Below are 13,466 nucleotides of genomic sequence, written 5' to 3'. Positions count from 1 at the left end.
CACGTCGCGTGCATTGCCAAGGTTTGCCGCATCGATTGCACATTCTACCCAAAGCGCATGAATCCACGCTCACGCCTGGCGTGCGCTGCGCTGGGCGGGGCTTGCGGGGCTAGCGCTCGACCATGGCGCGCAGGCCGCTGGCGCGGTGGGTGCGGCGCTCGACCGCCTCGCCCAGCACCGCCGCGCTCGGCGTGACCAGCGTGAAGGCGGCGCTGGCGCGGGTGATGCCGGTGTACACCAGCTCGCGCGCCAGCACCGCCCCGCCCTCCTTCGGCAGCGCCAGTACCGTGTGCGCGAATTCCGAGCCCTGCGACTTGTGCACCGTCATCGCATACGCGGTCTCGACGTGGCGCAGGCGCGTGGCCAGCACGCTGCGCACCTTGTCGCCTTCCAGGAAGTACACGCGCAGCGAGCCGGGGCGGGCCGGGTCGTCCAGCGTCAGGCCGATGTCGCCGTTGAACACCCCGGTGCCGTAGTCGTTGCGGGTCACCATCACCGGGCGGCCGACGTACCAGTCGCCGCCGCGCCGCACCAGGCCCGCCTGCTCCAGGCGCGCCTCGATGGCGCCGTTAAGGCCCTGCACGCCCCATTCCCCCTCGCGCACCGCGCACAGGATGCGGAAGGCTTCGAAGCGCTGCAGCACGGCGCGCACGCGCTGCTCGTGGTCGTCGTGCGCGGCGCAGCCGTCCGCCGCGCGCGCCAGGGTCGCGCGCAGCAGCTGCAGATAGGGCCGGTAGCCGTCCTCGGCCAGCGCGATCGCATGCTGCTGCTGGGCGCGCTCGATCCAGCGCAGCGGCGCGCCGCTGCGCAATTCGGCGATCGCCGCCTCGACGTCGCCGCGGTTGACGGCCAGCGCCAGGCGCCCGATCGGGCCGCCGAAGCGGCGGCTGTGGCGCAGCATCACGGTCTGCTGGGCCAGCGCGCCGCCGGCGCCGGCGAAGGCGGCCGGCACGTCCTCGCCGCTGGCGGCCTTCACGTAGTCCAGGGTGGCGGCGTCGTAGTTGCCGGCCTGGGCGTCGTGGCACAAGTCGCCCAGCACCGCGCCCGCTTCCACCGACGCCAACTGGTCCTTGTCGCCCAGCAGGATCAGGATGGCGCCCGGCGGCAGCGCATCGAGCAGCGAAGCCATCATCTCCAGATGCACCATCGAGGCTTCGTCGACGATCAGCACGTCGACGTCGAGCGGGTTGCCGCGGTGGTGGGCGAAGGCGCGCGTGTCCGGCCGCGCGCCCAGCAGCGAGTGCAGCGTGCGCGCCGCGCCCATGCGCGCCGTCAGTTCGCGCAGCGGCAGCGCGGCGCCGACACGCTCGGCCAGCTCGCCCAGCGCCTTGTCGATCGATTGCTTCAGGCGCGCCGCCGCCTTGCCGGTGGGCGCGGCCAGGGCCACGCGCTGGCGCGCGGCGTCCGGCGCGGTGGCGAACAGCAGCGCCAGCAGGCGCGCCACGGTATAGGTCTTGCCGGTGCCGGGGCCGCCGGTGATGATCGCCACCGCGCCGCGCAGCGCCACCGCGCAGGCCAGCTTCTGCCAGTCCGGTCCCTGCGCCGCGTCGTCCGGACGGCGCGCGCCGAACAGTTGGTCGAGCCATGCATGCACCCGCGCCGTGTCGACCTGGCGCCGGTCGAGCGCGCGCGCACGGATGCTGGCGGCCACCAGGGTCTCGTCGCGCCAGTAGCGGCGCAGGTACAGGCGCGCGCCGCTGCCGCCGGCGGCCTCCGTGTCCAGTACCAGCGGCTGGCCATAGTCCAGGTTCCCCGCCTGCCACACCTGCTCGCACGCCGCCAGGCGCGCGCTCCAGCCCTTGGCGCCGCGCGGCAGCGGACGCGCCGCGCGCGCCAGCGCCTTCCAGTCGTCATCGAGCCAGCCGAGCAGCGCGGCCGGGTCGCCGGCCAGGTCGGACAGCAGCAGGCAGCTGTGGCCGCGCCCTTCCAGTTCGGACAGCACCAGCGCCGCCAGCAGCAGCGCGCCGTCGCCGGATGTGCCCCGCCCGCCGCTGGCGCCTTCGCCGGCGCCGAGCGTCGCCACGAAGCGGGCAAAGGCGCCGGACAGGCGGCGCAGCGCGCCGGCCTCGGTCAGCCGTTCGGTCTCGCGCCAGAAGGCGGCGTAAGGGCCGCCGGCTGCGCCGCCCTCCAGGTCGCTGCCGCCGATGCCGTCGATGCGGGGGCCGCCGGTGTCGACGTTGCCTTCATCCACGGCGCCGCTGGCGCGTGACGACGCGGGCGCGGGCGCGCCGGCGCCTTCGGCTACGACTGCGGCTGCGGCCGGGGCGTCATCCGCCGGCAGGCCGGCCTGCTGCGGCTCGTGTCGGGCTCGTCGGTTCATGTGCGTTCTCCATCGCCCAACAGGCCATCCAGCCCGTCGAGCAATTCCAGGTCCGGCGCCAGCAGGAAGCAGCCGTGGGTGGCCGGGCTGGCGATCCCGCGCAGGAACAGGAACAGCGCGCCGCCCAGTTGTGTGGCGGGATCGTAGGCGGCGCCCAGGCGCGCACGCAGCAGGCGGTGCAGCGCCAGCAGGTAGATCGCGCCCTGGATGTCGTAGCGGTGCCCGGCCATGCCGGCCGCCATCGCCGCCTGCGTGTAGGCGGCGTCGCCCGGCCCCAGCGCGTTCGACTTGTAGTCGAGCACCCAGTAGCGGCCCCGGTGCTCGAATACCAGGTCGGTGAAGCCCTTCAGCATGCCGTGCAGCTGGCGCTCGGGCAGCGTCGGGCGCGCCACGTCGCCCAGCAGGCGGGCGCGGCACAGGCGGTCCAGCGCGCCCACGTCGAGGCTGCGGCTGGGGAACCAGAATTCCATCTCCGGCAGCAGCGTGCCTTCGCGCGCCAGGTCGGCCAGGGCGGCGTCCAGCGGCGGCAGCGGCGTCGTCGCCAGCGCGCGCAGCCACGCCAGGGCATCGTCCAGGCGGTTGGCCCAGCCGGCGCGTTCGATGCGCTGGGCCAGGCGCGCGCCGTGCTCCGCGTCGTCAATGCGATCGAAGCCTTCCTGCGCCATCCATTCGAGCTGCTCGTGCAGGAAGTTGCCCGGCGTGGCGCCGCGCGGGAAGCGGTGCCAGGGCGCGTCCTCGACGCGCACAGGCTCGACCGCGCCCGCTTCCGCCTCTTCCATCAGGTTCTCTTCCTGCGGACGCGTCGGCGGCGCCACCGTGTGCCGGGTCAGCGAGGTGAACGAGCCGATCGACCAGTTGCGCTCGAAGGCATGCTCGAAGGGGGCGGCGCGCAGCAGTTCCGGGCGCGCATCCTGGCGCGCCAGCACGGTGAAGCCGTCCAGCGGCTGCAGGTCGTGCAGCGCGATGCCGTCGACGTCGCCGCGCAGGCGCTGCCAGCGCGCGCCCATCGACGCCGCCGGGATCGCCTCGCCGCCGGTCAACAGGTAGCCGAGCGCCGATTCGTGCAGGCGGTTCTCGCCCTTCCTGCCGGCGGCCACCGCGGCCACGCCCAGCCACAGGAAGTGGCGCGCGCGCGTGAGCGCCACGTACAGCAGGCGCAGGTCTTCCTCCAGGCGCGCGCGGTCGACCGCTTCCAATGCCGCGTCGCCCAGGCCCAGGTCGATGCGGCGCGCGCCGCCGTCGTCGACGTATTCGAAAAAGGCGCGGTTCCTGCGCTCGGTCTTCCTCGCGGTGACGGCGAACGGCAGGTACACCAGCGGGTATTCCAGGCCCTTCGACTTGTGCACCGTGACCACCTTGACCAGCTCGGCATCGCTCTCCAGGCGCAGCACGCGCTCGTCGCCGGCCTCGCCCATGCCGTCGATCTGCTCGGCGAACCAGCGGATCAGCGCCTGCTCGCCGTCCAGCTCGCGGCTGGCTTCCTGCAGCAGCTCGGCCAGGTGCAGCAGGTTCGTGAGCCGGCGTTCGCCGCCGCCGGCCGCCAGCAGCTGCGACGGCAGGCCGAGTTCGTGGATGAAGCGGCGCAGCATGGCCAGCACGCCCTGGCGCTGCCAGGCCTGGTGCAGGTTCTTCAATTGCTCGACGCGGTTTTCCCAGGCCTGCTCGTCGCTGGCCAGGCGCGCCAGCGCGGCCAGCGGCAGCGCGCAGGTAGCGGTGGCGAAGGCGGCGCGCGCCAGGGCGCCGTCGAGCGGATTGGCGACCGCCTGCAGCCAGCGCAGCATGTCGGCCGCCTCTTCGCTGTCCAGCACGGAGTCCTGGTCGGACAGGTAGACGCTGGCCACGCGCCGCCGCGCCAGCGCATGGCGCACCGCGGCCGCCTCGCGCCGGTCGCGCACCAGGATGGCGATATCCGCCGGCACCAGGCGCTGGAAGCCGCCCCCGGGGTCGCCGAAGCCGACCCGGGCGTCGTTCAGCAGCGTGACGATGTGCTCGGCGCAGTGCTCGGCGAAGAACGCGCGGTAGTCGTCGGTGCGCAGGTCGTCGCGCCCGGTGGAGCACACCGCCAGCGCCTGGAACGGTCCGTCCACGCCGACCAGCTGCTGGCGGCGCCCGGCCGCCGCCACCGCCTCGAACGGCAGCGGATTGTCGCCATCCTTGCGGAAGCGGAAGGCGCCGGCGGCGTAGCCCGGCTGCCCGGGATCGCCGGCCTCGCCCTCGGCGTACTGGAACAGGCGGTTGACCGCCCGCACCAGCTGCGCCGTCGAGCGGTAATTGGTGCCGAGCTGGTAGTGGCGCCCGGCGGTGGCGCGCCGCGCCGCCAGGTAGCTGTGGATGTCGGCGCCGCGGAAGCCGTAGATCGACTGCTTGGGGTCGCCGATCAGGAACAGGCCGCGCGCCGGATCGTTGTCGGCCACCCGGTACAGCAGGTCGAAGATGCGGTACTGGTCGGGCGAGGTGTCCTGGAATTCATCCACCATCGCCACCGGGAACTGGTCGAGGATGCGCTGGCGCAGCGCCGCGCCGTTCGGTCCTTCGAGCGCCTCCTTCAGGCGCGCCAGCATGTCGGCGAAGCCGAACTGGCGGTTGCGCCGCTTGAGTTCCGCCACCCGCCGGGCGATCTGGCCGGCGGCGTGGCGCAGCAGCGCATGCGCCAGCGGCGCCACCGCGTCCAGCGCCGCGCGCAGGTCCCGCATGGCGTCGAAGCAGGCCGGCACCGTGGTGCTGAAACCCTTGCTGAAGGCGTCCACGATGCCGTCCGGCGCCAGGCGGTTCCAGGCCGCCTCGGTCAGCGCCGGGGTGTGCAGTTGCGGATCGAGCGCCCAGGCGCGCAGCGCATCGAACCACTTGGCCAGGGTGTCGGCGCGCATCTTGCTGCCGTGGAAGCACTTGGGATTGCGATCGCGTTCGGCGGCGATCCAGTTTTCCATGGCGTCGGCGCGCTCGGCCCAGCCGGCCTTGATGCGCGCCAGTTCGCCCTGGCGCCGGCGTTCAATGCGCACGATCAGCGCGCCCAGGCTCTCCGCGGCGTCATCGCCTTCCTGGTCCAGCCCGTCGGCGCGCGGCACCAGTTCGCGCACCGCGCGCTTCAGCGCCTCGACGTCCTTGAAGCAGGACAGCAGCGCCGCCAGCGCCGCGCCGCCGAGCGGATACACGTGCTGGCGCCAGTAATCGTGGGCGGCATCCTCGAACAGGCCGCGCTCGTCGCTGACCAGTTCCTCGTCGAACAGGCTGCCGCTATCGAAGGCATGCTCGCGCAGCATGCGCTGGCACCAGGCGTCGATGGTGAAGATGGCCGCTTCGTCCATGGTCTCGGCGGCCAGCACCAGGCGGTGCGCGGCCAGCGCGCGCCCGCCTTCGTCGGCATAGCTGTCGGCCAGCGCCGCCAGGTAGGGATCGTCGCTGCGGGCCTCGCCGCGGAAGTACGCCGCCGCCTGCACCAGACGCTCGCGCACGCGGTTCGACAGCTCTCGCGTGGCGGCGCGGGTAAAGGTCATCACCAGGATTTCGGGCGGCATCAGCGGGCGCAGGTAGGCGCTCGGCTCGGCCTCGCCGCCGCCCTGGGCGCCACCGTACGCGCCGTGGCTTGCAGGTTCGCCCGCCGCATCGTCCAGGGACCAGGCGGGGGCGCCGTCCAGATCCGGGCCGGCGCCGGCGTCGAAGCGCGCGGCGAAATCCGCTTCGGCATCGCCAAAGCCGGCGTCGAAGGCCAGGTCGAAGTCGGGATCGAATTCGGCGTCCATGCCCATGCCGCCCTGCCCGTCGTCTCCTGCCGCGGCGGAACCGTCCGCGCCCTTGCTGCCGTGCCCCAGCACCAGGCGCAGGTACAGCGCGGCGATGGTGTAGGTCTTGCCGGTGCCGGCGCTGGCCTCGATCAGGCGCGAGCCGTGCAGCGGAAACGCCAGCGGTTCCAGGTTGCTCATGCCGCCGCTCCCGCGTGCGCGCCGGCATCGGCATCGGCGTCGGCGTCGGCACCGAACGGCAGCACGCGCACCCCGCCCGCCAGCCAGTCGGCCAGCGGACCGTACAGTTCCTGGGCCACGCCCGGCCAGCCGCCGGACGCCGCCAGCAGCGCGAATTCCGGCCACAGGCGCGCCAGGCAGGGGTCGATCACTTCGCCGTCCAGCTCGAAGCCGCCGTCGTAGGTCTCGCGCGCATCGCCGCCCTGCAGGTGCGCCAGCGCGGTCTTGCAGGCCACTTCCAGGGGCCGGTCGAGGTTGGCCCGCCACAGCGCCGCCAGGCGCGACAGGGCAGCGCGCGCCGCGTCCGGGTCGAGCGGCGCCATCTCGACCGTGGCGTCGCGCCCGACCAGGTAGCCGGTGACCGCATGCCCCATGGCGCCGGCGGCCAGCTGGCGCAGCCAGGCCCCGATCAGCTTGTCGCCGCGCGGCGCGCCCTTGCGGTCGAGCACCTTGCTGGAGACCTGCATCAGCCACACGCTGCGCGCGCCGTCGCTGCGCAGGCGGTCGATCCAGTCGTCCAGCGGCAGCGTGGACCCGTCCGCACACGCCAGCTCCAGCGCGAGCGCCAGCTTGGGCGCCTCATGCGGATAGCGCGCCCCCAGCGCCAGCCAGGCCGTGCGCACCGGCACCAGTTCGTCGACCAGCTGCTGCTGCCACTGGCGCCCGATCAGGCCGATCGGCAGCACCCCTTCGCGCGCCAGGCGCTCGGCGCGCGCCGCCAGCACGCGGCGCACGTCTTCCTGCGGCTCGGGCAGGCCGCTGTCGTCCAGCAGCGTGTCTTCCAGGAAGTAGCGTTCGAGCGCATCCAGCGAGAACGGTTCCTCGTCCTCGCCCACCACTTCCAGGCTGTCGAAATGCACGCCCAGGCGGCGGCGGAAGAAGTAGCGCGCCGGCTGGCGCAGGAAGCTGGCCAGCTCGCCCAGTTTCAAGCGGTAGTCCGGTTCCAGCTCGTACGGTTCGAGTACGGCGGACGCAGGCGCGTCGCCACCATCGCCGGCGCCTGCCGCCGCCCCGTGCGCCGCGCGCCATTCGCCGGCATAGGTGAGTAGCCCGCCGCGCTCGAAGTAGCGGCGCGAGAACGGTTGCAGCGCGTGCACGGTGGTGAGCGCTTGCGCATCCATGTTCCAGCCGGACGCCAGGTAGTCGCGCAGCTGCGACACCAGCACCGAGGCCGGCTGTTCGGTGTTGTCGCGCACGTTGCGCCCGACCCAGCTGACGTAGAACTTGTCGCGCGCCGCCAGCAGCGCTTCCAGCATCAGATAGCGGTCGTCGTCGCGGCGCGAGCGGTCGCCGGGGCGGCCCATGCCGGGCATGGCCAGCAGATCGAAGTCGGCGTGCTGGGCGCGGCGCGGGAAATCGCCGTCGTTCATCCCCATCAGGCACACCACGCGGAACGGCACGGCGCGCATCGGCATCAGCGTGCAGAAGGTGACGCCGCCGGAGACGAACTGGTGGGTCAGCGCCGGCTGGTCGAGTTCGCGCAGCCAGGCTTCGCGCAGCACCGCCAGGGGCACCGGCTCGTCGAACGATGCGTTGGCGCAGATCTCCAGCCAGCATTGCAGCGCTTCGTCGAGCTGGTTCAGCACCAGGCGGTCTTCCTCGCCGGCGGCGCGGAAGAAGCGCGCCATCATGGCGCGTACGCGCTTGCCCCACTCCAGCGGACGCAGGTGTTCGTCCAATTGTTCGCGCCAGGCCAGCAGCGCTTCCACCAGTTCGGCCAGCGAGCCGGCCAGGGCCGCGTCCAGCCCGCCGACCTCGGCGTACGGCTCGATGTCGCCGAAGCTGGGACCGGCGCCGGTGGCGTAGCCGAGCAGCATGCGGCGCAGGCCGAACAGCCAGGAATTCTGCTCGCCGGCGGAACCCAGCCCGAGGCCGGCGCGGTGCTGCCGGTCCAGGCCCCAGCGCACGCTGGCGCCCTCGATCCAGTGGCCCAGGATCGGCAGGTCGTCCTCGCCCACGCCGAAGCGCGCCGCCAGCGCCGGCACGTCGAGCAGGTCGCGCACCTCGCTCTGGCGGCAGCGCTGCTGCGGCAGGCGCAACAGCCACTCCAGCGCCACCAGCAGCGGGTTCACGCTGCGGTCCTTGACGTCGCCGATCTCGAAGGGGATATAACGCGGATCGCTGCGCTTGTGCTGGTCGAACACCGCGTGGATCGCGGCCGAGAAGGTGTCGATGTCGGGCATCATGACCACCACGTCGCGGGGACGCAAGGGTTCGTCGCGTTCTTCCGCGAACCAGGACAGCAGCTGGTCGTGCAGCACCTCGACCTCGCGCTGGGCGCTGTGAGCGATGTGGAATTCGATCGAGCGGTCGCTCGCGGCCGGCGGGGCCTTTGGATGCTCGTCCAGCGGCAGCAGGTCGCGGATGGCGGCCTGGGCCTGGGCCAGCAGGCAATCGCCCGCGTCGTCCGAGAACAGGTCCACGCGCAGGCTGCCGAACCGGGCGCCGTGGTCGCCGTCGAATTCGTCCAGCATGCGCACGAAGTCGCGCCCTTGCCGCCCCCAGCTGGCCAGCAGCGGATGGCAGTGCGCGTGCATCTGCTCGGGCGGAATGTCGGCCAGGCTGGCGCCGTTGCGCGGCTGGTGGCGTTGATAGGCGGCGCGCAGCAGTTCGCGCCCTTCGATGATATCGCCCCAGTAGAACTGGCACGGGTTCGGCACCGCCAGCAGTACCTGCGTGTAGCGCGACAGGCCGGCCATGGCCTGGATGGTCTGGTAGGGCAGCGTCGACATGCCGAACAACACCACCCGGCGCGGCAGCTTGCCGGCCGGCGGTTTGCCGTCCTCGGCCGCCGCCATGAATTGCTGGTGGATGGTGGCGCGCCCCGACCAGCGCCGCTCGGGCGGCAGGCTGGCGTGGATCTCGCGCCAGAGCTGGGCCTGCCAGCACTGGTCGTGCGCCAGCTCGACGGCGTCGCCGCCGGGACGGCGCAACTGATCGCGCCCGTCGGCCCAGTCGCTCAGCCAGTCGGCGCGGTACACCTGGTACTGGTCGTACAGGTCGGCCAGGCGCTCGGCCAGCTGCAGGCGGCGTTCCGGGTCGCCGTCCGCCAGGAACTGGCGCAGCGGCGCGAACTTCTCCTTTTCGATCGCCTCGGGCAGCAGGCGCATCAGGCGCCACACCAGCGCATCCTTGTCGAAGGGCGAGCGGCGCGGTACCCGCTCCGGCCCCAGCATGCCGCGGTAGGCCTGCCACAGGAAGCGCGCCGGCAGCGCCACGCGCGTGGCCGCGCACACGCCGACGTCTTCCGCCAGCGCGATCTTGAGCCACTCGGCCACGCCGTTGGACTGCACCAGGATCAGCTCTTCCTCGAGCGGGCCGAGCGGATTGTCGCGCAGCCAGTCGAAAACGGCGGCGCGCAGCAATTCCATCTGGTTGCCGTGCAGGATGAGGAGGCCGGGGGTGATCGGGGCTGGCATGACGGGGGCATTGGACGGGATGCCGGCAGCATACTACTTATGGCCATATTGCGGTAGAGCTCGAAATTCCATTGACCTGCGGCAGTTTTCCATTGTTGCTACCATGGGGTTTTCGCCATCGGCGAACCCGACTACAAGGAAGCACCATGTCCGACCCGGCAATCCCCTCCTCTCCGCACGATCCCTACCTGTGGCTGGAAGAGGTCTCCTCCACGCGCGCCCTCGACTGGGTCGGCGCGCGCAACACCCACAGCGAGCAGGAACTGGCGCGCGATCCGCGCTACGCGGCGCTGCGCACGCGCCTGAAGACCATCCTCGATTCGAAAGAACGCATTCCCTACGTCGGCCGCCACGGCGACTTCTACTACAACTTCTGGCGCGACGCCGAGCACGAGCGCGGCATCTGGCGCCGCACCACGCCGGACGAGTACGCGAAATCCACGCCGCAATGGGAGACGGTGCTCGACCTGGACGCCCTGGCGCGCGACGAAGACGAGAACTGGGTCTGGGCCGGCGTGTCGACCCTCAAGCCGCGCGGGGAACGCTGCCTGGTGTCGCTGTCGCGCGGCGGCGGCGACGCCCACGTGGTGCGCGAGTTCGACTTGTCCACGCTGCGCTTCGTGGACGACGGTTTCGTGCTGCCGGAAGCCAAGGCCAGCGCCGGCTGGATCGACCGCGAGACGCTGTTCGTGGCCACCGACTTCGGCGAGGGTTCGATGACCGAATCCGGCTACCCGCGCATCGTCAAGGAATGGCGCCGCGGCACGCCGCTGGAACAGGCCACGCTCGTGTACGCGGCGCAGCCGGACGACTTGTCGGCCTCGGCCTGGCACGATCCGACCCCAGGTTTCGAACACCAGTTCGTGCGGCGCCAGGTCGATTTCTATACCAGCGAGCTGTTCCTGCGCGAGGCCGGCGCCCTGGTTCCGGTACCCAAGCCGTTCGACGCCGACGCCTTCACGGTGCGCGACCAGGTCGTGATCGAGCTGCGTTCCGACTGGGACGCGGGCGGGCGCACCTGGCCGCAGGGCGCGCTGCTGGCCATGGACTTCACCCGCTTCATGGCCGGCGAACGCGATTTCGACCTGCTGTTCGCGCCGTCTCCCACCACCTCGATGGACGGCTTGACGGCCACCCGCGACGCGCTGCTGCTGACGGTGCTGGACAACGTCAAGAGCCGCATCGTCGAACTGCGCCTCACGGCGGACGGTTGGCAGCGGCGCGACGTGGCGGCGCCGAGCATGGGTTCGCTCGACGTCTCCAGCGTCGACGAATTCGCCTCCGACGACTACTTCCTGACCGTCACCGACTTCCTCACGCCGAGCAGCCTGTACCTGGGCCGGGCCGGCAGCGACACGCGCACGCTGCTGAAATCCATGCCGGCCTTTTTCGACGCCGACCCGTACACGGTCGACCAGTTCACGGCGCGCTCGCAGGACGGTACCGAGGTGCCCTACTTCGTGGTGCGGCGCCGCGACACGGTCTTCGACGGCGCCAATCCGGCGCTGCTGTACGGCTACGGCGGCTTCGAAGTGTCGCTGGCGCCGTTCTACAGCGGCGTCACCGGCAGCGCCTGGCTGGAACAGGGCGGCGTGTACGTGCTGGCCAACATCCGCGGCGGCGGCGAGTTCGGCCCGCGCTGGCACCAGGCCGCGCTGAAGGAACGGCGCCAGCACGCCTTCGACGACTTCATCGCCGTGGCGGAAGACATTGTCGCGCGCAAGCTCACCGGCCCGCGCCACCTCGGCATCATGGGCGGCAGCAACGGCGGCCTGCTGGTCGGCGCCGTGCTGACCCAGCGCCCGGACCTGTTCAACGCCGTGGTGTGCCAGGTGCCGCTGCTGGACATGCGCCGCTACCACCAGCTGCTGGCCGGCGCCTCCTGGGTGGGCGAATACGGCGACCCGGACGACCCGGCGCAATGGGCCTTCATCGGCAAGTATTCGCCCTACCACAACGTGTCGGCGCACAAGCGCTACCCGCGCGTGCTGTTCACGACCTCCACCCGCGACGACCGCGTCCACCCCGGCCACGCGCGCAAGATGGCGGCGCTGATGCAGGAACAGGGGCATGACGTGCTGTACTGGGAAAACACCGAGGGCGGCCACGCCGGCGCGGCCAACAACGAGCAGACCGCGACCATGTGGGCCCTGACCTATGTGTTCCTGCTGCGCCAGCTCGGGCGCGCGTGAGGCCGGGACGATATGCAGCCAGGCGGCATGCATTTACCATAACGGCGTCGTGCATGACCACACGATTCCGTTGGGAACTAGCCGTTTAGATAGGATGCGCAATGAATGATGCATGGCATACTGAATTCGATCTCAGCAGGCATCAGTCGCCGACTGGCCTGGGTGAGACGGTTCAACCTCATTCATTTTTCCTCGAAGGAACGGCGATGGCTAATGATTTCGTTACCGAAGCAGCCCTGTGGGAACCTGTTGCAGGGAGTGTCAAACCGCTGGCGTCCTTGACGCCTTCCCTCAACGATCTGCGAAAGTTCCGGATCAGCAAACGCGAGAGCCAGGAGAAATTCTGGGGCCGCTTCGGCGTCACCCAGTCGAGCGGCAGCCGCTTCGAGAACGGGCTGGCGGTGCCGGCGCCGGTCGCGTTGCTGCTGAAACTGTACGTCAACGGCAAATTCAGCGACGGTGATCTTCTGGAGTGATCAGCCCCAGCGAAATCGCCTTCACGACCGCCTGTTGCCGGGTATTGACGTTGAATTTCTGCCGAATATTCCCCATGTGGAATTTCACCGTCGTCTCGGCGCAGCCGGTGATCTTCGAAATCTCCCACGACGATTTGCCCGCCATCACCCAGCCGAGCACCTCCAGCTCGCGCGGGGTCAGCCTGGGCGCCGCCTCGGCCGGCGTGGTCGGGCAAAAGCGCACGCCCGACGCGAACGCATAATCGCGTACCAGCGCCAGGTCGGGCAGCATGGCCTCGACATCGCGTGCGAACGCCGCGTCCGGCGCCAAGCCCGAAGCAAAGCACACGATGCCGAATTCGCCGTTCGGCCCGTGCATCGGCAAGCTGACGCCCGAGCGGATGCCGTACGAGCACGCTTCCTGGTACAGCCCCTGGTGCGCCGCAGCGGCAAATACCTGCGCATCCCAGATCAGCGGCAGCACGCTGGCCAGGCAATGGCTCACGATCGGATCGATATACACATAGCGCGCGGCATCGTAGTGCTCGCGCCAGCCGGCCGGGTAGTTACTCTGGACCAAGCTAAATTCCTTGCGCGCATGGCGCGGCCCGGTCAAGCGAAACAACATCTTGTCGAAACCGTACGCACGGCCGAGCGCGAACAGCGCTTCTCCCCAGGCATCCGGATTATCTCGACGCAACAGCTGCTCCAACTGGGCGATCTTCATGATTCCCTCGCGTCGTTAATGTAATGACATTCCACATGCTAGATGAGTTGTAACCAAAAAGCACGAAAAATGAAACCCAAACTCAATCACGATCGCTGGAATCGCAGCATTCGATAGCTCAACAGTATCATTCCGTGAAACGAGTTGAAGGATCGTCGCAGCTCCGCGCGATAAAATCACTAAAATCACATATTTTTCATCACATATATTGCTAAATCACAAAATAATTTCTGGTAATCTATTTGCTGTTGCAGATAGGCAAACTTGACTTGTGCGGGCACAAGCGTATCGTTCGTTTCTTTGCATCCGTGTCGCACCCCGAACCGCATCCGCTTTTGCCGTGCCTTACATGACCCTGTGCTTCGCGCCCAAGCGCCACCAAGGAACCCCCGTC

6 protein-coding genes are annotated in these 13,466 nt (G+C 70.2%); 2 read left to right on the top strand and 4 right to left on the bottom strand.

Annotation, left to right across the window (positions count from 1 at the left end):
* Positions 1 to 109 precede the first annotated feature (109 nt).
* The 3 genes from recD to recC are packed head-to-tail and all read right to left on the bottom strand — an operon-like array spanning position 110 to position 9,698.
* Complete coding sequence (gene recD, locus HH212_RS17935) at positions 110 to 2,320, bottom strand: exodeoxyribonuclease V subunit alpha (protein WP_170203714.1); 2,211 nt, start codon at positions 2,318 to 2,320, stop codon at positions 110 to 112.
* On the bottom strand, positions 2,317 to 6,240 hold the full coding sequence (gene recB, locus HH212_RS17930) for an exodeoxyribonuclease V subunit beta (protein WP_170203713.1): 3,924 nt from the start codon (positions 6,238 to 6,240) through the stop codon (positions 2,317 to 2,319). The genes recD and recB overlap by 4 nt, the downstream gene beginning before the upstream one ends.
* Entirely contained in the window at positions 6,237 to 9,698 is a 3,462-nt protein-coding gene (gene recC / locus HH212_RS17925; protein WP_170203712.1) for an exodeoxyribonuclease V subunit gamma, read from the bottom strand. Before recC ends, recB begins: the two co-directional genes overlap by 4 nt.
* Before the next feature lie 146 nt (positions 9,699 to 9,844).
* Here recC and HH212_RS17920 point away from each other — a divergent pair, with 146 nt between their 5' ends.
* Positions 9,845 to 11,890: a prolyl oligopeptidase family serine peptidase gene (locus HH212_RS17920; RefSeq protein ID WP_170203711.1), complete on the top strand. Its 2,046-nt coding sequence runs from the start codon at positions 9,845 to 9,847 to the stop codon at positions 11,888 to 11,890.
* 101 nt (positions 11,891 to 11,991) lie between these two features.
* Complete coding sequence (locus tag HH212_RS27840) at positions 11,992 to 12,366, top strand: helix-turn-helix domain-containing protein (RefSeq protein ID WP_370663881.1); 375 nt, start codon at positions 11,992 to 11,994, stop codon at positions 12,364 to 12,366.
* Here HH212_RS27840 and HH212_RS17910 read toward each other — a convergent pair.
* On the bottom strand, positions 12,341 to 13,072 hold the full coding sequence (locus HH212_RS17910; RefSeq protein ID WP_170203710.1) for a helix-turn-helix transcriptional regulator: 732 nt from the start codon (positions 13,070 to 13,072) through the stop codon (positions 12,341 to 12,343). The two genes, HH212_RS27840 and HH212_RS17910, sit on opposite strands and share 26 nt — an antisense overlap.
* Positions 13,073 to 13,466: the final 394 nt, after the last annotated feature.

The organism is Massilia forsythiae (assembly GCF_012849555.1).
GTDB classification, from domain to species: Bacteria; Pseudomonadota; Gammaproteobacteria; order Burkholderiales; family Burkholderiaceae_D; genus Telluria; species Telluria forsythiae.
Note: the sequence above shows the minus strand (reverse complement) of the source record. Positions and strands in the feature narration are given on the sequence as shown.